General features: G+C 52.7%; 20 protein-coding genes, 1 tRNA gene and 1 pseudogene. 5 read left to right on the top strand and 17 right to left on the bottom strand.

All coding sequences use genetic code 11. The features are described from left to right. Positions 1 to 106 precede the first annotated feature (106 nt). The 6 genes and pseudogenes from HMPREF2726_RS02725 to HMPREF2726_RS02705 form a co-directional block, all read right to left on the bottom strand. Positions 107 to 2,095 (bottom strand): monovalent cation:proton antiporter family protein, encoded by a 1,989-nt coding sequence (locus HMPREF2726_RS02725; protein ID WP_009312302.1) that lies wholly within the window; start codon positions 2,093 to 2,095, stop codon positions 107 to 109. A 384-nt stretch (positions 2,096 to 2,479) separates the two neighbouring features. Further along, the gene (locus HMPREF2726_RS02720; protein ID WP_070602103.1) at positions 2,480 to 3,004 is read right to left on the bottom strand and encodes a GNAT family N-acetyltransferase; all 525 of its coding nucleotides are present in this window, start codon (positions 3,002 to 3,004) and stop codon (positions 2,480 to 2,482) included. Positions 3,005 to 3,121: 117 nt separating this feature from the next. Further along, positions 3,122 to 4,600 carry a 4-hydroxy-3-polyprenylbenzoate decarboxylase gene (gene ubiD / locus HMPREF2726_RS02715; RefSeq protein WP_070602102.1) on the bottom strand — a complete coding sequence of 493 codons (1,479 nt, stop codon included), beginning with the start codon at positions 4,598 to 4,600 and terminating at the stop codon, positions 3,122 to 3,124. Between the two features lie 43 nt (positions 4,601 to 4,643). Continuing rightward, positions 4,644 to 4,928: a hypothetical protein gene (locus HMPREF2726_RS02710; protein WP_070602101.1), complete on the bottom strand. Its 285-nt coding sequence runs from the start codon at positions 4,926 to 4,928 to the stop codon at positions 4,644 to 4,646. Positions 4,929 to 4,935: 7 nt separating this feature from the next. Further along, a pseudogene (locus tag HMPREF2726_RS13635) lies at positions 4,936 to 5,040 on the bottom strand (DUF2199 domain-containing protein); the annotation flags it as partial. Positions 5,041 to 5,166: 126 nt separating this feature from the next. Next, positions 5,167 to 5,541 carry a hypothetical protein gene (locus HMPREF2726_RS02705; protein ID WP_070602100.1) on the bottom strand — a complete coding sequence of 125 codons (375 nt, stop codon included), beginning with the start codon at positions 5,539 to 5,541 and terminating at the stop codon, positions 5,167 to 5,169. Positions 5,542 to 5,904: 363 nt separating this feature from the next. Between HMPREF2726_RS02705 and HMPREF2726_RS02700 the strand changes: the two genes are divergently transcribed. Continuing rightward, on the top strand, positions 5,905 to 6,888 hold the full coding sequence (locus tag HMPREF2726_RS02700; protein WP_070602099.1) for a protein C- splicing region: 984 nt from the start codon (positions 5,905 to 5,907) through the stop codon (positions 6,886 to 6,888). Positions 6,889 to 7,012: 124 nt separating this feature from the next. Continuing rightward, complete coding sequence (locus HMPREF2726_RS02695; protein ID WP_070602098.1) at positions 7,013 to 7,897, top strand: Hint domain-containing protein; 885 nt, start codon at positions 7,013 to 7,015, stop codon at positions 7,895 to 7,897. 91 nt (positions 7,898 to 7,988) lie between these two features. Here the strand turns inward: HMPREF2726_RS02695 and parE are convergent, their stop codons facing one another. The 4 genes from parE to hisC form a co-directional block, all read right to left on the bottom strand. Next, positions 7,989 to 9,974: a DNA topoisomerase IV subunit B gene (gene parE, locus HMPREF2726_RS02690; RefSeq protein WP_070602097.1), complete on the bottom strand. Its 1,986-nt coding sequence runs from the start codon at positions 9,972 to 9,974 to the stop codon at positions 7,989 to 7,991. 69 nt (positions 9,975 to 10,043) lie between these two features. Further along, positions 10,044 to 10,592 carry an RNA pyrophosphohydrolase gene (locus HMPREF2726_RS02685; protein WP_003755009.1) on the bottom strand — a complete coding sequence of 183 codons (549 nt, stop codon included), beginning with the start codon at positions 10,590 to 10,592 and terminating at the stop codon, positions 10,044 to 10,046. Between the two features lie 370 nt (positions 10,593 to 10,962). Then, the gene (hisB, locus tag HMPREF2726_RS02680) at positions 10,963 to 11,934 is read right to left on the bottom strand and encodes an imidazoleglycerol-phosphate dehydratase HisB (protein WP_070602096.1); all 972 of its coding nucleotides are present in this window, start codon (positions 11,932 to 11,934) and stop codon (positions 10,963 to 10,965) included. A 29-nt stretch (positions 11,935 to 11,963) separates the two neighbouring features. Beyond that, positions 11,964 to 13,043 (bottom strand): histidinol-phosphate transaminase, encoded by a 1,080-nt coding sequence (gene hisC / locus HMPREF2726_RS02675; protein ID WP_009312294.1) that lies wholly within the window; start codon positions 13,041 to 13,043, stop codon positions 11,964 to 11,966. 476 nt (positions 13,044 to 13,519) lie between these two features. Here hisC and HMPREF2726_RS14080 point away from each other — a divergent pair, with 476 nt between their 5' ends. Beyond that, positions 13,520 to 13,663, top strand: a complete 144-nt coding sequence (locus HMPREF2726_RS14080) for a hypothetical protein (RefSeq protein ID WP_168163270.1) — start codon at positions 13,520 to 13,522, stop codon at positions 13,661 to 13,663. 103 nt (positions 13,664 to 13,766) lie between these two features. Here HMPREF2726_RS14080 and HMPREF2726_RS02670 read toward each other — a convergent pair whose 3' ends face one another. The 6 genes from HMPREF2726_RS02670 to HMPREF2726_RS02645 all read right to left on the bottom strand — a co-directional run bounded on the left by HMPREF2726_RS02670 (position 13,767) and on the right by HMPREF2726_RS02645 (position 18,287). Next, the gene (locus HMPREF2726_RS02670) at positions 13,767 to 14,189 is read right to left on the bottom strand and encodes a hypothetical protein (protein WP_070602095.1); all 423 of its coding nucleotides are present in this window, start codon (positions 14,187 to 14,189) and stop codon (positions 13,767 to 13,769) included. Between the two features lies 1 nt (position 14,190). Beyond that, entirely contained in the window at positions 14,191 to 14,994 is an 804-nt protein-coding gene (locus tag HMPREF2726_RS02665; RefSeq protein WP_070602094.1) for an NUDIX domain-containing protein, read from the bottom strand. Between the two features lie 75 nt (positions 14,995 to 15,069). Beyond that, complete coding sequence (gene acpS / locus HMPREF2726_RS02660; protein ID WP_003755026.1) at positions 15,070 to 15,447, bottom strand: holo-ACP synthase; 378 nt, start codon at positions 15,445 to 15,447, stop codon at positions 15,070 to 15,072. A gap of 51 nt (positions 15,448 to 15,498) precedes the next feature. Further along, entirely contained in the window at positions 15,499 to 16,227 is a 729-nt protein-coding gene (gene pdxJ, locus HMPREF2726_RS02655; protein ID WP_070602093.1) for a pyridoxine 5'-phosphate synthase, read from the bottom strand. A gap of 60 nt (positions 16,228 to 16,287) precedes the next feature. Next, positions 16,288 to 17,028, bottom strand: a complete 741-nt coding sequence (gene recO / locus HMPREF2726_RS02650) for a DNA repair protein RecO (RefSeq protein ID WP_210399672.1) — start codon at positions 17,026 to 17,028, stop codon at positions 16,288 to 16,290. Positions 17,029 to 17,429: 401 nt separating this feature from the next. After that, positions 17,430 to 18,287, bottom strand: a complete 858-nt coding sequence (locus tag HMPREF2726_RS02645; protein WP_009312291.1) for a c-type cytochrome — start codon at positions 18,285 to 18,287, stop codon at positions 17,430 to 17,432. Positions 18,288 to 18,573: 286 nt separating this feature from the next. Between HMPREF2726_RS02645 and HMPREF2726_RS02640 the strand changes: the two genes are divergently transcribed. Beyond that, positions 18,574 to 18,649: transfer RNA gene (locus HMPREF2726_RS02640), tRNA-Arg, on the top strand. Between the two features lie 104 nt (positions 18,650 to 18,753). On the opposite strand, the gene HMPREF2726_RS02635 is transcribed toward HMPREF2726_RS02640, so the two are convergent. Further along, positions 18,754 to 19,947 (bottom strand): amino acid aminotransferase, encoded by a 1,194-nt coding sequence (locus HMPREF2726_RS02635; protein WP_070602115.1) that lies wholly within the window; start codon positions 19,945 to 19,947, stop codon positions 18,754 to 18,756. Positions 19,948 to 20,093: 146 nt separating this feature from the next. On the opposite strand from HMPREF2726_RS02635, the gene folP reads away from it, so the two are divergent. Beyond that, on the top strand, positions 20,094 to 20,954 hold the full coding sequence (folP, locus tag HMPREF2726_RS02630; protein ID WP_070539798.1) for a dihydropteroate synthase: 861 nt from the start codon (positions 20,094 to 20,096) through the stop codon (positions 20,952 to 20,954). Positions 20,955 to 21,045: the final 91 nt, after the last annotated feature.

Raw genomic sequence — 21,045 nt, 5'->3', positions numbered from 1 at the left:
AAGGCAGACGCTCTACCAACTGAGCTAATCACCCTTGTCGCTGTATTTGCGAAGACGCTATTAAATCAAAAAAGCATCCGCCGCGCAAGCTTTATTTTTCAGTGTATTAGGTATTTCCTTGCAAACTCCAGTTTTCAAAAGAAATAATTTCCTCCTGTCTGCCTGCGACGACCAAAATATCATTCGGTTGAAGCTGGAAATCCAAGTCGGGGTTTTCTATCCTGCTTGTGTTTCGGCGGATAAATAGAAGTTTGATGCCTGCGTTATCCAAAGGCAAATCACGGATGGTCTTGCCGATGGCGTAGGCTTCGCCTGTCAGAGGGAAGGCGTGGCGGCATATGGATTTGCCTTCTTCACCGAATCCGTTTTCATCATCGCTGCCGACAAACAAGCCTTCCAGAGAGGCGTAGCGGCTGTGTCGGATGTTGGTAATGGTTTGATAAACGTGGCTGTATGTCGCGCCATTGCCCAACATGGCGTAGCTTGCCAGCACCAAGCTGGTTTCTTTGGTATCGGATACTGCTTCTTCTGCGCCCATATCTGTGAAGATTTTGACGTAATCGTCATTGGTCGCCCGAACATACACGGGCATACTCGGATGCAGTGACATGATATTGTCGAGAACATGCTGGGTTTCGTGCATATTGTTCAGGGTAATGACCACCATTTTGGCGCGTTCCAAACCTGCGGCTTCCAAGACTTCCCGCCGCTTGGCATCGCCGAACGAAACCGGCTCGCCCGCATTGCGCGCCACCTGAACCCTGCCGATATCAAGGTCGAGGGCGAAGTAGGGGATGTTTTCCTGAGCCAAGACGCGCCCGACGGTCTGACCGCCGCGTCCGAAACCGATAATCAGGACGTGGTCGGATTTGCTCATGGTTTCTACCAACATGCTGTGCAAATCCAATGCCTTCATATCCCAGCTTGATTTGACAAAACGGCTGACGATGGCATCGCTGCTTCCCAAGATAAATGGGGCGATAATCATGGACAACAGAATCGCTGCCGTAGCCGCCTGCTCCAGCTCGGGCGACACCATATTGATTTTGCTGGAGATATTCAACATCACAAAACCAAATTCGCCGCCTTGTGCCAAATAGAGGGCTGTTTTCAAGCTGTCTGCAATCGGATGCTTCATATGCAAGGCAATAAAAAAGACGACCAATGCTTTCAATACCAGCAGAATTGCCAGCAAAATCAGAATCTGCTGCCAGCCGCCGATTAAAGCCTGGATATCCAGTTTCATGCCGACCGTGATAAAGAAGAAGCCGAGCAGAATATCGCGGAACGGGCGGATGTCGTCTTCCACCTGAAAACGGTATTCCGTTTCCGAAAGCAGCATACCGGCGACGAATGCGCCCAATGCCATCGACAAGCCTTCCAGTTCGGTCAGATAAGCTACGCCTAAGGTTACCAGCAGGACGTTGATCATAAACAATTCAGACGACTTGCGTTTGGCGACCATTCTGAACCAGCGCGACATCACCTTGCTACCGACGACGAATAATACGCCCAGCGTGACCAGCATTTTCAATCCGGCAAGACCGAGCGCAACCCACAGGCTGCCTTCTTCGCCATTGCCCGACAACGCAGGAATCAGGATCATCAGCGGTACGACGGCAATATCCTGCATCAACAAGACGCCCATCGCCATTTGACCGTGTGGTTGTCCCAATTCGGTTTTTTCGGACAGGATGCGGCTGACGATTGCCGTGGACGACATGGTCATCGCCCCTGCTGCGGCAAACGCCCAATTAAAGCTGACGCCCATCAGCATCAAAATGCCGATAATCGACAGCATGGTCACAATGACCTGCAAACCGCCCAACCCGAACACTAAGCGGCGCATGGCTTTGAGCTTGGGTAGGGAGAATTCGAGACCGATACTGAACATCAGGAATACGATACCGATTTCGCCCAGATAATCAGTAGCATGGCCTTGCGGAATCAGCTTCAACATACCCGGACCGGCGATAAAACCAACCAAAAGATAACCGAGCATGGAAGGAATGTTGAATTTACGGCAATAAATCACCGTAATGACGGAAACGAGGAGGACGATAACGATGGGTGCGAGGGAAAAAGTTTCGTGCATAGAGCGGGCGGCCTTTTATTTGGAAAACAAGTTATATTTTTGATAGGCCGTCTGAAAACACGCAGAGAGTGGTATCAACGGGTTATCTAAACGGATAGTCAAAATTATATCAAAAAATCTGTAAAGTAATGCTTTATATAGCCAAAAAAATGCTGTTCGAAATATCGGCAGTGGGATTTGGGTATCTGGTGGCGGGGCGATTGCTTCAGAGTGAATGAGTTTTAAATCAGGGGTGTATCGGCAACATGCAATAATTAGATAAGTTATTGTAAAGTTTTATCGGCTAAAAGGGTCGTCTAAAAACTTGATTTCAGACGACCCTTTTAGTGCTTAATGCGGTTTAAAACAAGCAAGATATGTTGCTTTACGAGTACATTCCGACGACTACTCTTTCTCCAGCGCATATATTACCGCCCTATGCGTCTCACCCGTCGGCTTGGAAAAGAAGTGTTCTTCAGTGTGATGAGGATAAAATCCGCATTTTTCCAGCACGCGTTGCGAAGGGGTATTTTCCTGATAAGCCACAGCCCAAAGTCGCACCAGAGACAATTCCTCAAAAGCATAGGCAACCACCGATTGCACCGCTTCGGTTGCATAACCCTTTCCCCAAAAATCCTCGCCCAGCCAATAACCTATTTCCGCTTCATGGTCGTTTAGCGACAGATTGCTATCGTTTTGAAAAAGCAGGCCGATGCTGCCTATCGCTTGATTATCTTCCAAGCAAATGGCAAAACTATGCGGCTTGCGGAGGACGTGTTCAATAATTTCACGGCTTTCCGCCACACTGGTATGAGGATGCCAGCCGCACATCGCCCCTATTTTAGGGTTGCGCGCCTGTTCATAAACCGCTTCGGCATCGGTCAGCGCCCAAGGGCGGAGGATTAGGCGGACTGTTTTTCGTGTTTCCATGCTAAAAATGCCTAATATTGTTTGGAAATTTTGTTGAAACGCTGCTTTCAGACGACCTTAGCAAAGTGCAGGCTGCTTCTGGTTTTGAATGTGCGAAAAGCAGCCTGCACTTTTGGTTCACAACCCCAACTCCCCCCAAATCTTATCAATTTTAGCCGTAACCGCAGGGTCTTTTTTGATCACCCGTCCCCATTCGCGGTCGGTTTCGCCCGGCCATTTGTTGGTTGCGTCCAAGCCCATTTTGCCGCCGAGTCCGCTGACGGGGCTGGCGAAGTCGAGGTAGTCGATGGGCGTGTTTTCCACCAAAACGGTGTCGCGTACGGGGTCCATGCGCGTAGTTACCGCCCAAATGACTTCTTTCCAGTCGCGCACGTTCACATCGTCATCAACTACGATGATGAATTTGGTGTACATAAACTGGCGCAGGAACGACCAGCAGCCCATCATCACGCGCTTGGCGTGTCCGGCGTACTGTTTTTTCATGCTGACCACCGCCATGCGGTAGGAACAGCCTTCGGGCGGCAGGTAGAAATCGGTGATTTCGGGGAACTGCTTTTGCAAAAGCGGTACGAACACTTCGTTCAATGCCACGCCCAAAACGGCAGGTTCATCGGGCGGTTTGCCTGTGTAGGTCGAATGGTAAATCGGGTTTTCGCGCATGGTGATGCGCTCGACCGTGAATACGGGAAAATGGTCCTGTTCGTTGTAATAGCCCGTGTGGTCGCCGTATGGGCCTTCCAACGCGGTTTCGTTCGGATGGATGACACCTTCCAGCACGATTTCGGCTCGGGCAGGCACTTGCAAATCGTTGCCGATACATTTCACCAGTTCCGTCCGCGAACCGCGCAGCAATCCGGCAAACTGGTATTCGCTCAAAGTATCGGGAACGGGCGTTACCGCGCCCAAAATGGTGGCGGGGTCACAGCCGAGTACAACGGCGACGGGATACGGCGTATCGGGATTGAGTTTGCGAAACTCCTGATAATCCAGCGCGCCGCCGCGATGCGACAGCCAGCGCATAATCAGCTTGTTTTTACCGATGAGTTGCTGACGGTAAATGCCTAAGTTCTGGCGTTTTTTGTGCGGCCCGCGCGTGACGGTCAAGCCCCACGTTACCAGCGGCGCAACGTCTTCCGGCCAGCAATGTTGAATCGGCAGTTTATACAAATCAACGTCTTCATCTTTATACACGATTTCCTGACACGGTGCGTTTTTCACCACGTTTGGCGCCATGCTCCAAATATCTTTTAGCAGCGGCAGTTTGGAAAACGCATCTTTGATGCCTTTGGGCGGTTCAGGTTCTTTCAAATACGCCAGCGTCTGCCCGATTTCGCGCAGCTTGGACACGCTGTCCGCGCCCATACCCATCGCCACACGTTCGGGCGTGCCGAACAGGTTTGCCAACACGGGATAATCGTAACGCGTACCGTCGGGCTTAATCGGGTTTTCAAACAACAACGTCGGCCCTTCGGCACGCAGCACGCGGTCGGCGATTTCGGTCATTTCCAAATACGGGGAAACGGGATGCACGACGCGCTTGAGTTTGCCTTGTTGCTCGAGCATGGCGATGAAGTCGCGTAGGTCTTTGTATTTCATGTTGATCCTTATTTGAGGTCGTCTGAAAACCGGACTTTGGATTTCAGACGACCTGAATCATAGATTGCAATATAGCTTCGGGACATTCGCTGTTTTCGGCAAAAAACCAATATTTACCATATGGGTTGTGAATACTGAACTTCCAGCCCTTGTAGCAAAAATCTATCCACGTCTCGCCCGTAACCCAATCCGATACGAAGTCGGTAGGCATTCCGCCGAAACAGACAATTTTCCGCAGCAGGCTCGACGGCGGGCAGGTTTGCGGCAGTTGTAGGAACAGGCGGGAGCCGTCGGTCATGGTTTCATTCAATAGAGGAAGGTTTGCCATTTGGTCCTTAATAGTCTGCACCGAATGCCGCCTCTATCCTTGCCTGTGCTTCGGCATATTCTATGCCGTGATAAAAGTCGCGTACCAGCGGATGTTCGCTGCCTTGATGCAGTAATTCATGTTGTAGTCTTTATTGATGAGGGTTGGTTTATGTTGATGATGGATAAAGTTTAAATCCGAGGTCGGGGTCGTCTGAAAACCGGACTTTGGATTTCAGACGACCTGAATCATAGACGGTTTATATGCAGCTGCCCAAGGCTTTTAGTTCTTTTTTAACCACTTGCTTTTGCTCGTTGGTTTGGATGGTCAAAGATAAGAAATAAGCATCGCAAGGGCTGAATTTGGACCAATGTTTTTTTACGGGGAAATGGCCTTCGGGCAGGTTGGAACTGTAATAATGGTCAGGTTCTTGAAACGCCAGTTTTAATCCGTATTTGTTTTGCCAGTCGCGCAGTTGTGCTTCAGTTGCGCCGATTGGAAGGCTATCCAAGCGCTGCTGCCACATTTGTTTGCTGCGCGCCAATCCTTGGCGGTCATAATCAATACTAGAACCGCAAGCGGTAAGTGAAAGACCGGTGATGAGCAATAATAGGGATGAGGTAAGGCGTACCATTTATGAATGTCCTTAGATGATGATTTGAAACGATTGGCTTTCAGACGACCTTTTATGCTTTCGATTCATTCTGAGTCAGGGTCAATATTATTATCAAGAAAACGGCCTTTGTCAGCCATAAATATATTTTCTCATTTAAAATATGCATATTGAGCAATTGCTGAGGGAATAATATGGAAATGCCTTCTATTCGGCTTTTTGAAGATTACTGCATGATTTTTTAACCCTGTTTGGCAGCATAATGTAAAAAGGTCGTCTGAAAACCCAAATCCGTTTTCAGACGACCTTACAAGTGATACGAGGTGTCTATATAGCCACCTCCTTTAATCAGAAACTTTTAAAAACACAATTTCGGGAAACAATATGAACAAATTGAATGGACAACACGCCGTAGAAAACGCCCTATCCTCCAGCATGGGCTGCTTTATGAAGGGCACCTTGGTAGAAACGGAAGAAGGCTGGACGCCGATAGACGAACTGAAAGTGGGCGATTTGGTGATGTCGCGGCCGGAAAACGGCATCGGCAAGGCCGTTCCCAAGCGGGTGTTGAACACCTTCCGTTATGAGGACAAGGAGGTATGGGATCTTGCCTTTTCTACCTTTCCGCGAAGGGAAGGGGGAGGGCAGCGGCTTTCCGCCACCCCCGACCACCCGTTCTGCGTCTACGGCGTGGTGACCAACCTGTTTATGGACAGCCCGTTCGGCGTATTGGGTCGGGAAGACAGCATCTATTACGACAATATCGATGTCGAGAACGACGAAGACTGGCATGAGAAATTCCAAGCCTTGGAACGCTTCAGTCAAACCCCGTATGAAATCGCGCTATATGAAACACCCGTCTGGAAGCGGGTGGATCAGCTTGAGCGCGGCGATGTGGTGTTGGCTATAGGCATAGACGATAATGATCAAAACTATGACGAATACCGTGTAGTGGAAATGGCGCGCCCTTATTTTGCCGTCGATAGCGACAACCCCAACCATGCCTGGGTGCAAGGTTATACAAATAAGTATGGCTGGGAGCGGCAATCGATAGGGCATATTTACGATTTAACGCTGGATCAGGCAAACAACTATATGTATCCAAGGGCTTTGGCATACGATGTCGAGAATCCGGCCATGCTGTTAGGCAAAGATGCCGACGGCACATTGCATTATCAGCCTTACCGCACCACGGTTTACAACATCGAGGTGGAAGACACCCACACTTATTTGGTTGGACATGCAGGCATCTTGGTGCACAACACCTGCGGCCAGACCCGTTCCGACCGGATGGCCGAAATCCAGGCCCGCAGCAAGGATTTGATCAACCGCGATGTGGTGGAAATCCTGAGACGCGATGATAGGTAGAACACCATGATTGGCAACAAAGGCCGTCTGAAACGTTCAGACGGCCTGATAAGTGGTAATGGGGGATCTATCATAGCTATCTTCTTCAATCAGAAACTTTAAAACCCCAATCTCGGGAAACAATATGAACAAATTGAATGGACAACACGCCGTAGAAAACGCCCTATCCTCCAGCATGGGCTGCTTTATGAAGGGCACCTTGGTAGAAACGGAAGAAGGCTGGACGCCGATAGACGAACTGAAAGTGGGCGATTTGGTGATGTCGCGGCCGGAAAACGGCATCGGCGAGGCCGTGCCCAAGCGGGTGGTGAATACCTTCCGTTATGAGGACAAGGAAGTGGTGATGTTAAGATTTTCCCAATTCCCTGAACGGAACAGGGGGGGAGGGGAATTGGTTGCTACTCCCAATCACCCGTTCTGTGTGTATGGCGTCATCACCAACCTGATTCTTGAGCATCCGGAGTTTGGCAAGCTCGGCGCTTATTGGAAGGGCTGCGATTACGACAGCAGCGATATGTTCAACGGGCCGGACGGCTGGGAGAAATACGACGCCCTATCGGCCTTTGAAAAAACCCCCTACGAAATGCGGCTGTACGAACAGCCGGTGTGGAAGCGCGCCGACCAGCTCGAGCGGGGCGACGTGGTGTTGGGTTGCCACAAGTATTATGTGGTGGAGGATTACCGCCCGCTGTATGTCTACCGCGATACCGATCAGGCTTGGGCACAGCCGATCAACCTGGCTTACGGCTGGAAAGAGTCGGATTTAGGCAACAGCTATGAGATGGTTCTAACTGATGAATCGCTGAATTGCCCGACATTGGATTGGGCGGATGTGCCGAACGACGAGAACCTGCTGTATGTGGACGAGGACGGACAACGGCATTACCGCCGCTACCGCACCACGGTTTATAACATTGAGGTCGAGGATTACCATACTTATTGTGTCACTCATCGAGGCATCTTGGTGTACAACCAGAATTGCGGCGCAGCCGGGTGGATAGCCCGGTAATCCGCGACGGCGGGCAACCGTAACGCCGCTGATTGCAACAAAGGTCGTCTGAAACTTTCAGACGACCTTTTTGCTTTTCAAGCAAACGGCGTCAAATATCCAATTCCACCGTATCGCCTTCTCGTTCCATCCATGCGCGGCGGGCGGCGGCTTCGCCTTTGCCCATCAGTTTGACGAAGATGTCGCGTGTTTCGTCATCCGCGCCTTCGGGGATTTGTACCTGCAACAGGCGGCGGGTGTCGGGGTGCATGGTGGTGTCTTTGAGCTGGTCGGGATTCATCTCGCCCAAGCCTTTGAAACGGCTGATGGAATAGGCGGTTTCTTTGACGCCTTCTTTTTGCAACCGCTCCAAAATGCTGTCGAGTTCGTTTTGGTCGAGGGCGTAGAATTTGCGGGCGGGTTTGCTTTTGCCTTGTGCGTTGACATCGACGCGGAACAGCGGCGGCTGGGCGACGTAGATGTGTCCGTCGGCGACCAGTTTCGGGAAGTGGCGGTAGAACAGGGTCAGCAGCAAAACTTGAATATGAGAGCCGTCCACGTCGGCATCAGACAGAATAGCGATTTTGCCGTAGCGCAGGCCGCTTAAGTCGGGATTGTCGTTGATGCCGTGCGGATCGACGCCGATGGCGACGGAAATGTCGTGGATTTCGGCGTTGCCGAAAAGCTGGTCGGGGTGGACTTCAAAGCTGTTGAGCACTTTGCCGCGCAGGGGCAGGATGGCTTGAGTGGCTTTGTCGCGGGCGAGTTTGGCGGAGCCGCCGGCGGAGTCGCCTTCGACGAGGAAGAGTTCGTTTTCGCGGATGTCTTCGCTTTCGCAGTCGGTCAGTTTGCCGGGCAGGACGGCGACGCCGCTGCCTTTTTTCTTTTCGATTTTTTTAACCGAACGCATCCGTGCCTGCGCTTGGCGGATGGCGAGTTCGGCGATTTTTTTGCCGAAGTCCACGTTTTGGTTCAGCCACAATTCCAAAGGATCACCCGATACGGCGGCGACGAGTTTCAACGCGTCGCGGTTGGTCAGTTTGTCTTTGGTCTGACCTTGGAACTGCGGGTCGAGGACACGGGCGGAGAGGACGAAGGCAGTTTTGCTGAACACGTCGTCGCTTTGTACTTTCACGCCGCGCGGTAGGAGGTTATGCAGATTGATGAAATTGTTGACGGCGTTGAACACGGCTTGTTTCAAGCCTGCTTCGTGCGTGCCGCCCAGCGGGGTGGGGATGAGATTGACGTAGCTTTCGTTGGCGCACGAGCCTTCTTCCAGCCAAGTCAGGGCAAACGCGGCGCCTTCGCCGATGCTGAAATCGCCGTTGTGGTCGTCTGAAATGTAGTTTTCGCAGGAAAACAGCGGTACGGCTTCCTGCGCGTCGGCAATCAGGTCGGTCAGGTAGCTTTTCAGACCGTCGGGGTAATGCCAGGTTTGGGTGTGCGCTTCGTCTTCGCCTTTGACCGGACGGGTCAGGGAAACGCGCACGCCCGGCAGCAGAACGGCTTTGGCGCGCAGCAGGCGTTCGAGTTCGGGGATGCTGTAATTCGGGCTTTCAAAATATTTGCCGTCCGGCCAGACGCGTACTTCGGTGCCGCTGTCTTTGACGGCGCATTTACCCACTTCCGCCAACGGTTCGACCACGTCGCCGCCGGCAAACACGATGCGGTGGATTTTGCCTTCGCGTTTGACGGTTACTTCGAGGCGAGTGGAGAGGGCGTTGGTGACGGATACGCCCACGCCGTGCAGGCCGCCTGAAAAAGCATACGCGCTGCCGCCGTCTTTTTTGTTGAACTTGCCGCCCGCGTGCAGACGGGTAAACACGAGTTCGACCACGGGTACGCCTTCGACAGGGTGCAGCCCGACGGGAATGCCGCGTCCGTTGTCGTGTACGGAAAGCGAGCCGTCGTCGTGGATGCGCACGTCGATTTCAGTGGCGAAACCGCCCAACGCCTCGTCCGCCGCGTTGTCGATGACTTCTTGGCAGATGTGGGTCGGGCTGTCGGTGCGGGTGTACATGCCGGGACGTTCTTTGACTGGCTCCAAGCCTTTGAGGACGGTAATGCTGGATTCGCTGTATTGGTTGTTTTTAGTCATAGGGGAAGAGGTCGTCTGAAAGGAAGAACAACGCTTTCAGACGACCTGAAAGCGTTGTGTTTCGTTGTTTTATCGGTTGTCAAAAGGCAGGCGCGCGGTAAAGTCTTCGTAGCTTTCCATGCCGCGCAGGAAGCGGGAGGAGAGTTCTTTCAATGCCCCCAAGTAAACGTCGCGTTTGAAATCAATCACTTCGTCAACGGGAGCCCAATATTGGTGCCAACGCCAGCCGTCAAATTCGGGATGGTGGCAGGCGCGCAGATTGATGTCGCTGTCGCGCCCGACCAGCCGCAAAAGATACCAAATCTGCTTCTGCCCGCGATACGAACCGCGCCATTCGCGGCGTACCCAATGGCTCGGCACGTCGTAACGCAGCCAGTCACGCGTGCGTCCGACGATTTTGATGTGTTGCGGCAACAGCCCGACTTCTTCGTACAGCTCGCGGTACATGGCGGTTTCGGGGCTTTCTCCCGGCTTGATGCCGCCTTGCGGAAACTGCCACGAATGTTCGCGCACACGTTTGCCCCAAAAGACTTCGTTGCGGTTGTTGATTAAGATGATACCGACATTGGGGCGATAGCCTTCTCTGTCTAACACGGTGTCGCCCTTCGTTAAATTCAATCGTGCGATTTTCCCATAAATCGGGCGGGTTTGACAAATCTGAGGTCGTCTGAAAACCTGTCGTGCCTGTTTTCAGACGACCTTTTTGGGGTTTGTGGGTAATGATAGGTAAACAAGGTGTGTGGTTTGACGAGATGCTTTTGAAGAGCGGAATCTGTGGATGAGATTTGGGCTATGGATTTTTATTTTGGGTTGTCTGCAATTTAAGATGGATTTACATCAATGCGGGAAAGAGGCGGGGCAGATGCTTTCTGCTTTCATTTGCGATGTTTTACCGACTTACGTTTTGAACAATGCCTGCTGCAAATGCAAAGGTCGTCTGAAAACCTGTTTCCCGGTTTTCAGACGACCTTTTTTTCATTAAAGCGGATTACTCTTCGCTTTGCGCTTCTTCTTTTTCAACGGCAACGGATTCGTCGCTCAAAGTGCCTTTGGTGGACGGGGTTTGTCCTGCCATGCGCGGGTCGTATTCTGCCGCCATGCGCAGGGCGCGGCCGAAGGCTTTGAATACGGTTTCGGCTTGGTGGTGGGCATTGCAGCCGCTGAGGTTGTCGATGTGCAGGGTCATCATGCTGTGGTTGACGACGCCGTGGAAGAATTCTTCAAACAGGTCAACGTCAAAACGTCCGATGAGGGCGCGGGTGAAGTCGATGTTGTACACGAGTCCGGGGCGGCCGGAGAGGTCGATGACAACGCGGCTCAGGGCTTCGTCGAGCGGAACGTAGGCATGGCCGTAGCGGCGGATGCCGGCTTTGTTGCCCAAGGCTTGTTTCAGGGCTTGTCCGAGTACGATACCGATGTCTTCTACGGTGTGGTGGTCGTCGATGTGCAAATCGCCTTTGCAGGTGATGTCGAGGTCGATCATGCCGTGGCGGGCGACTTGGGCAAGCATATGCTCAAGGAAGGGTACGCCGGTGTCGAAACGGTATTGTCCGGTGCCGTCGAGGTTGAGGCTGAGGGTGATTTGGGTTTCGCTGGTGTTGCGGGTGATGCTGACTGCGCGGCCTTCTGCGGGCATATGGAATGCCGGTGCGGCGGCTGCGGCTGCTTGGGCGGCACGCTCTTGGCGGGCGGCTTCGGCGGCTGCGGCTTTTTCTTTGTCTTTGCTGTGGTCGCGGTTTAACCAGCCTTTGCGTTTGTGCATGCCGGCTTCGAGTTTGGCGGCAAGGCTTGGGCGGATGCCGCGCGCTTTTTCGTCTTCTGCCTGCTCTTCAAGGCGGCGTTTCAGTTGGGACAGGGATGCTGCGTTGTCGTAACCGCATTTGCGGGCAAGTTTGGTCAGCGAGCCTGCTTCTTCGACAAGCTGCAGGAAATTGGCAAGGTGGAGTTGAGTGATGGTCATAGGTTTACTCTCTGTGAGGTTTTAAAAAATCAGGCATAAAGCTTGCGGATAATGTCCAGTACGGCATCGTTTTGCTCGGGACTGCCGATGGTAATGCGGACGCATTGCGCCAAAAGCGGATGCGTGCCGTGGAGTTTCTTAATCAGGATGCGGTTTTCTTTAAGCGTGTTAAACAATGCGTCTGCATCGGGAACGCGCACGGTAATGAAATTCGCTTCGCTGGGGAAGGCTTTCAGACGACCTATGGCGGACAATCCGCTGAAAACGCGTTCGCGCTCGGCTTTTAAAATATCGATGGTCGTCTGAATCGTGTCGTGGTGTTGCAGGGCAAATTTGGCGGTCGCCAAGCTTAATTGGTTCATATTGTAGGGCGGCAGGATTTTCGCCAGCTCACCCATTACGGCGGGGCTTCCTGCCGCATAGCCGATGCGCAGTCCGGCAAAACCGATTTTGCTGATGGTGCGCATCACGACCAGATTTTCGATGCTGCCCGCCTGCGGCAGAAAACTGTCGCGGCTGAATGCGCCGTATGCTTCATCAACCACAACAATGCCGCGTGCCGCGCGGATGATGGCTTCGACTTCTTCGCGGCGGAAGCATACGCCTGTCGGATTGTTCGGGTAGGCGATGAAAATCAACGCGGGCTGATGTTTGTCGATGGCGGATAAAACGGCAGGCAAATCAAGCGTGAAATCTTCATTGAGCGGCACGCCGACATAATTCATGCCGTACAGCTCGGCATTGTGCCGATACATCACGAAGCTCGGCTCTACCGCCAGCATGGTTGCGCCGGATTGGGCAACGAGCAGGGTCATGAATTGGATTAACTCGTCCGAGCCGTTTCCTAAAGCGATGGCGGCAGCTTCAGGAATATCGAAGGCTTTTCTTAAAGTTTCCTGCAGCCCGCTGGCGGCGGGGTTGGGGTAAAGATGAATCGGCGCTCGGGCAATCAGCCGCAGCCATTCGTTTGACAGCTCGGGGAAACGGGCAAACGGATGATACGGACTTTCCATTGCATCCAGCTTGATGAAGCCTTCGGGCAAGTCGGCAATTCGGTAGGCGGACATGGATTTGATGTCGTCGCGGATGAAGTCGGAGGCGGTTTTCATAGTTTTCTTCTCAATTTCTGAATAATGGTTATTTCGTCACAATATAGCACAAAATCAGAGTGTTGACAGTAATATAATTAATAAATGGGGTGTTTATATTATTTTTATAATGAAGGTTTGATATAAATATTGAATTCAAAGATATTTTTTGAATATTCTTGGGCTGCTTTGTCTGTTTTTATTGATAAGCAAACTTAAATAGGGAGATTTGGAAACATTAGGTTGCGATACGGGTGGGTTTTTACTATAGTGGCTTAACTAAATCAGGACAAGGCGACGAAGCCGCAGACAGTACAGATAGTACGGCAAGGCGAGGCAACGCCGTACTGGTTTAAAGTTAATCCACTATATTTTCATTTGTTTTTAAGGGGTTGGGATATGGTTGGATAATGTACAGCATCTGTTTCTTTTACGTTTGTCGGCGCGGGGAATGGATTAGGGATAAAGAATGAAGGAAGCGGATTGGAAACGGCTTGATGGCGGAATCCCAATATATTGAATATGGAATTGATATGTTGATTTTAATGGGATTTTTAGCTTATCGGCTTGATGGGGAGTTAAATATAAACCGGCATGGCTTTATGTTGTACAAACCTGAAAAAAGCGATTGTTTAGTGTGAAAACATCTAAACAATCGCTTTCATGTTATAGGCACTCTTTTCAGGTTTCTGATTGAAATTGAACCCGTGCAAAAGTTTTCCTGTTTGAATACGCGTAGAACACTTACTGGGCGGTAAAGGTCGTCTGAAAAGTCTGTCCGCCTATGGTGATGTCGGCGATGTAGTCGCGTCTGCCTGCGACGCAGACGGGCAGGTGGATTTGGCGCGCTTGCCAAGTGCGCGGGGATTGTTGTTGGAGCATATAGCGGTTGAAGCCCATGTCCATGTCTTTCATGCTGAAGCTGATGCTGACTTGTTGTGTTTCGGCCGGGGTGTTTTCGACGGTGATGTCGAAGGCGGAGCGGTGGCTGATGGGGGTGGAGCGGACGTGCGAGCCGTCGGGCAGGGTGCAGCCTTTGATGAGGTCGCACTCGGCGGCGCGGGCTTGGGGCTGTTGTTTCTGCCACCAGTCCAGCAGCAGGAGTTTGGCGGCGGCGAAGAGGATGAGGAGGACACCTGCGAGGAGGAGTTTGCGGTTTTTGTCCATTTCAGACGACCTCGGTGTCATTGTCGGTCAGGACGGCGTGTGCGCCTGTCGAGAGCCAGCGGTCGCGGTAGCTTGAAACCAGTGTTTCGGGCGCGGCAACAACCAGCGGAACGGATACGCCTTGTTCTAATATTTCAAGCACTTGTCGTGCGCTTGCTTCGTGGTTGACTTGCCAAACGACGACGTCGGCATCTTGAACACGCTGCCATTGTTCGCGGGTGTGTACCGACACCCAAACGCTTTGGGCTTGGGGCAGCTTGCCGAGTTTGCGCAGTTCGGTTTCTGAGATAAGGATGTTGGCGTGTTGCGGTTCGGCTAGGGAGTAGGGGGCGACGCGGTATTCGCCGCTGCGGTTTTGTCCGTACAAACCGGTTTTCAGACGACCTTGAAGCCGGCGTGGGACGGAAAGGGCGCGCAGCAGCGGACCGTTGGCGGGCAGCATGGGGGCGACGTTGAAATCGCCCGCTTTTTGCCACGACCATGCCTGTCCTTCGCGGGATTGGGGTTCGCCCGTCCATTGGTCGGGGTTCACCCATAGGAATTTCAGGCAGACGCGGGCGTGTTCGTAGGAATGGATTTTGGTCAGCCAAGGCGTGGCGGCGAGGATGCGGATGCCGAGTTCTTCTTCAAACTCGCGTTGCAGGGCTTGGAAGTCGGTTTCGCCCGCTTCGACTTTGCCGCCGGCAAATTCCCAATATCCGGCATAGGGCTTGCCTTCGGGGCGGGAACTGAGCAGGTAGTCGCCGTCTTGGTTGAGCAGGATGCCGGCAACGACGCGGATAAGGGGGCGGGTGTCTTGGGTCATGGGGTAGGGGAGAAAGGTCGTCTGAAAATTCGGAAAGGTCGGATTTGCGAAGCCGACCTGCCAATGGGTACTGTCTTATTTTTCGGCAACGACAAATGCCAACACGGTGTCTTCTTCGTCGCTCATGCTGAGGCTGACGCGGCTGATGCCTTGTTCTTCCAGCCATTTAGACAGGGCGGGGGCGTAGAAGAATTCGGGTTTGCCCAATGCGTCATGCCCGATGCCGATGTTGCGGAAGGAAACCGCGCCGCGTATGCCCGTGCCGACAGCTTTGGCGAAGGCTTCTTTGGCGGCAAAGCGTTTGGCGAGGTAGTTGACGGGCTTGCCCGCTTGCGGGAATTCGAGCAGTTCTTCGGGGGTGAGGATGCGCTCGGCAAACGCCTGTCCGAACTTTTTGCTCAGGCGGATGATGCGTTTGAGGGAAACGATGTCTGTGCCTATGCCGTAAATCATGCGGTGGTCTCCTTGTTGAGAGAAGGTCGTCTGAAAAGGTGGTGTCGCCTATCAAGGCAGCATTCTTGCCCTGAACATGGCTTCCTTCATCTGGCGGACGGCTTCGGGCAGGCCGAGGAAGAGGGCTTGGGCAATCAGCGAATGCCCGATGTTCAGCTCGCGGATGGCGAGGATTTGGGCGATGGGGGTAACGTTGTGTATGGTCAGGCCGTGTCCGGCGTTGACGACCAAACCCAAATCGCTGGCAAAATGCGCGCCGTTTTGCAGACGCTCGAATTGTTTGATTTGTTCGGCGTGGCTGTGTGCATCGGCGTATGCGCCGGTGTGCAGCTCGATAACGGGTGCGCCGACATCATAGGCGGCTTGGATTTGCTCGTTGTCGGCATCGATGAAGAGCGAGACGCGGATGCCTGCGTCGGTCAGGATTTTGGTGAACTCGGCGATTTTTTCCTGTTGCGCCAATACGTCCAAACCGCCTTCGGTCGTGATTTCCTGACGTTTTTCAGGCACGATGCACACGTCTTGCGGCATGACTTTAAGCGCGTTTTCCAGCATTTCTTCGGTCAGCGCCATTTCAAGGTTCAGGCGTGTGCGGATGGCGTTTTTGACGGCGAACACGTCCGCGTCTTTGATGTGGCGGCGGTCTTCGCGCAGGTGCATGGTAATCAAATCCGCACCGTGCGTTTCCGCGACCAATGCCGCTTCCACGGGGCTGGGATAGGTCGTGCCGCGGGCGTTGCGGACGGTGGCGATGTGGTCGATGTTTACACCTAAGAGCATGATGTGTCCTTTCTTTGGATTTTCAGACGACCTGCCGATGGAAAAGGTCGTCTGAAAAAGTTAAACGCCGAAACTGAATTGCTGGAGCTGTTGCAAAACCTGTCTGGATTTAATGCCTTCGGGCAGGAGGTTGTCAATCAGCAGGCGCGTGATTTTTAGCGACTGCCCGAGGCTTTCGGGGTGGGTGAAATCGCCTTCACGCAGCTGGATTAAGATGTCGCCGCCGACTGCCACGCCATGATTGCGTGGATTGAAGCGTTCGGCTTCTTCGATGGGGACGACCGCGTTTTCAGGCGTCAGCCAGTAGGTTTCTTCGGCACGGATTGCTTCGCCGTTGCCATCGTGAAACAAATCGGGCGCGAATCCTAAGCGGTTGAGTAAAGTCCATTCAAAGCGTCTCAACGCAGCGGTATGGCTGTTTTCACCGCATACCGCCCGCATTACCGCTTCCAGCGCATCGTAAAGCTCGGGTATCGGGTCTTCGCGGGTTGTCAGTTTGAGCATCAGTTCGTTGATATACAGGCCGCTGAACAAAGCCCTGCCTTGCGGTTGCGGCCAGCCGCCTATCCACTCCGCGCGGTGCAGCGTTTTCAACTCTTGCGAACCGTACCAAGAGGCACTGACCGGCACAAACGGAACCAATACTCCGCGCAACTCACTCTGCCGCTTGCGCGCACTTCTCGCCAGCAAAGCCACGCGCCCGTAACGGCGGCTGAACACTTCCACCCACAAACTGCTCTCGCGCCAAGGGGCGGAAGCAAGCAGGAAGACGGGTTCGTGGTTGATGCGCTGGTTGGTCATGGGCAGTTGGTCGGGAGTGTGGAAGGGGCGGATTATGGTGTGGTGCATTTTACCAAAGTGGGTAGGAGGTCGTCTGAAAATATTTTTGTTGTTTAGAATGCTTTGAATATCAAGAGGGAAAGGAGAAGGCAAAATCAATCGATGGGTCTGGTCGATTTATATAGTGGCTTAACTTTAAACCGACGGCGTTACCTCGCCTTAGTTCAAAGAGAACGATTCCTCTAAGGTGCTGAAGCACCAAAGTGAATCGGTTCTGTACTGTCTGTACTGTGCGGCTTCGTCGCCTTGTCCTGATTTAAATTTAATCCACTATATCTTTTAGGATGGCGAACGGCTGCAAAAAAACGCACCTTGTTTAAAGATGCGTTTTTGACGGGATATCAATAGCGTTCTTGAACAAATCAGAATTTGGCGCCTGATTGGTTGGCCATGTAGTCGACCGCTGCTTTGACTTCATCGTCGCTCAGACCGGCGTTGCCGCCTTTTGCAGGCATGGCGTTGAAGCCTTCGAGAGCGTGTTTGTGCAGGGTTTCTTTACCTTGTTTGATGCGTGAAGCCCATTCGTCTTTTTTACCTATGCCTGGAATGCCGGGGACTGCGCCGCCGTGACATGCCTGACAGGTTGCTTCGAAAACTTTTTTACCGTCTGCGCCGGAAGCTGCAGGAGCGGCTGCGCCTTTGTCTTCGGCTTTAGGTGCATCGGCTGCGGGGGCAGAGCCGGCAGCGGCCGGTGCGGAGGCGGTTGCATTGCCTGAAGCGGCTTGATCGGCAGGCGCTGCGGCATCCGGATCAGGGAAGGTGCCGCCGCTCTTGTTCGCCATGTAAGTGATGACGCGTTTGAGTTCTTGGTCGGTCAAATCGGCTGCGCCGCCTTTTGCAGGCATGGCGTTAAAGCCGTTCAGAGCGTGTTGGAAAAGGGTATCGAAGCCTTGTGCGATACGGGGAGCCCAGTCGCTGTTGTGTTCAACTTTCGGTGCGTTGGGTACAGAGCTGTCTGTGCCGTGACACTGGATACAGATTTTGTTGAAAATCTGATCGCCTTTGCGTTCGCCTACCGGAATGCCGTCTCCCAAGGTAAGCTGTCCTACGGGCTGGATGCGGGTTTGGGTAGCGGTTTCGGAAGATTGGGCAACGTCTGCATACGAGCCGCTGCCCGCCAATTTGATGAGGAAGTAAATGACTGCAATGGCAATAACGATACCGCTCACAAGGGTAAACAATGCAGAGCCTTGGGCTTTGGAGTCGCGGAGTTGTTTCATTTGGTAGGCCTCGCCGTTAGGTTAGGTTGTGCTTTGAGTTATAGTTTGGTGTGTTAAACGCAGTTAACAATATTTTGCTGGATTATACTGAATTCACAAAGGCTTTCCAATCGCTCTTGTGGAAAATATACGCAAAGGCGGCGGTTTTTTGCCGCCTGTTAAGGGGTGGGTTATGTATGTTGTTGATTATTTTATGGGATTTTTCTTCAAATTTGTCTTGTTTGCGCCATCCTGCATAATAGGCTTTGCCAACAGGCGGGATTTGCGTTAATCTTACGCCTTCTTCGCACCCATAGCTCAGTTGGAAGAGTGTCAGTTTCCGAAGCTGGAGGTCACAGGTTCGATCCCTGTTGGGTGCGCCAATTATAGAGAGGCCGTCTGAAAGATGAAAATTTTTCGGGCGGCCTTTTGACTTACTTCAAATAAAACTACATCGGGTTTCAGACGACCTTTTACTTTTTGCGCTTTATTTCAGCACTTCGGCAAACGCATCGGCGACATAGGCGATATTCGATGCGTTCAGCCCGGCGACGCACATCCTGCCCGAATCCAGCAGGTAAACGGCAAATTCGTCGCGCAACCTTCGGACTTGTTCCACGCTCAATCCTGTGTAGCTGAACATGCCGCGCTGTTTGATGAAATAAGTGAAATCGCGGTCGGGGATTTGGGCAGTCAATACGTCATAAAGTTTCTGCCGCATGGCGCGGATGCGGTCGCGCATGACATAGACTTCATTTTGCCACAAGGCGTAAAGTTCGGGGTTGTTCATCACATCGGCGGCGATGTAGGCGCCGTGTGCGGGCGGGCTGGAGTAGATGCGGCGGACGGTGAATTTGAGTTGTCCGAACACCAATTCTGCTTCTTCTTTATTCGGGCAAGCCACGCTCAAACCGCCGACGCGCTCGCCGTAGAGCGACAGGTTTTTTGAGAATGAATTGCTGACGAACAGAGGCAAATCCATTTCCACCGCTTTGCGGATGGCGTAGGCATCGCTGTCCAAATCGCCGCCGAAGCCTTGGTAGGCGATGTCCATAAATGGAATCAGTTTGCGCGTTTTGATGATGTGCAACACTTTGTCCCATTGCTGTTCCGACATATCCACACCGGTCGGATTGTGGCAGCAGGGGTGCAGGATTAGGACGCTGTGTTCGGGCAGGGTGTTGAAAAACGCGGTCATCTCGTCGAATTTCACGCCGACGGTAGCGGGGTCGTAATAAGGATAAGTGCCGACCTCGAAACCTGCGCCTTCAAAAATACCGCGGTGGTTGTCCCAAGTCGGGTCGCTGATGTAGGCGCGCGCTGCGGGGAACCAGCGGTGCAGGAAGTCCGCTCCGACTTTGAGCGCGCCTGAGCCGCCCAAGGTTTGTACGGTAACGATGCGCCCTTGCGCGAGTGCGGGATTATCTTTGCCGAACAACAAATGCTGCACCGCGCTGCGGTAAGTGTTCAAACCTTCCATCGGCAGATAGGGCGACGGCGCAGGCACGGCGGCGCGGGCGGTTTCGGCACAGCTCACGGATTCCAATACGGGCATTTTGCCTTCATCGTCGAAATAAATGCCTATGCTCAAATTGACTTTTTCGGGGCGCGGGTCGTTTTTGAAGGTTTCGACCAAGCTTAAAATCGGATCGCCGGGGTAGTATTCGACGTGTTGGTACATGGCTGTTTCCTTTATCAGGCGGATTAGGATGGTAAACCTGATTTTGGCATTAAACGGCAGGATTTGTAAAACGGGGTCGTCTGAAAGCTGCATGATGTTTTCAGACGAGCTATAATTTCGTCTTCATTATTTTACGGAACACCATCATGACCACGCGCATCTGGCAGGCAGGCAGGTTTGAAATCGGTTTGGACAAGCCGAAAATCATGGGTATCGTCAACCTGACGCCCGATTCTTTTTCCGACGGCGGCGTGTATTCGCAAAACGCCCAAACAGCCTTGGCACATGCCGAACAGCTTCTAAAAGAAGGCGCAGACATTCTCGACATCGGCGGCGAATCGACGCGGTCGGGTGCGGATTATGTTTCGCCTGAAGAAGAATGGGCGCGGGTTGAGCCTGTTTTGGCGGAAGTGGCGGGGTGGGGCGTTCCCATCAGTTTGGACACGCGCCGCACGGTGATTATGGAAAAAGCGTTGGCACTCGGCGGCGTCGATATTATTAATGATGTGGCGGCGTTGAATGACGAGGGCGCGGTCGAATTGCTGGCGCGTCAGGCGGACACGGGCATTTGCCTGATGCACATGCAGGGTTTGCCCAAAACCATGCAGATTAATCCGAAATATCAAGATGTTGTCGGTGAAGTAGCGCGGTATTTGAAAGCGCGCTCAGCGGAATGTATCGCGGCAGGCATCGCACCGCAACGCATCATACTCGACCCCGGCTTCGGCTCCGGCTTCGGCAAAACCTTGCAACACAATATCGCGCTGATGCGGCATTTGCCCGAATTGATGGCGGAAACAGGTTTTCCGCTGCTCATCGGCGTATCGCGCAAAAGCACGATAGGCGAGCTGACCGGCGAGGCAAATGCGGCGGAACGCGTACACGGCAGCGTGGCGGCAGCGTTGGCTTCCGTAGCGCGCGGCGCGCAAATCGTGCGGGTGCATGATGTGAAGGCGACAGCGGATGCGTTGAAGGTGTGGGACGCATTAGGCATTACCGGCATTTAATAGCTTCTGCTTGGGAAACAAAAAAACACTTTGAAAATGAAATGTCGGCAGCCCCTGAAATATAGTGGATTAACAAAAATCAGGACAAGGC

This window comes from Neisseria sp. HMSC074B07 (assembly GCF_001810355.1).
Lineage (GTDB): Bacteria > Pseudomonadota > Gammaproteobacteria > Burkholderiales > Neisseriaceae > Neisseria.
This window is presented reverse-complemented; position numbering and strand designations above follow the sequence as displayed.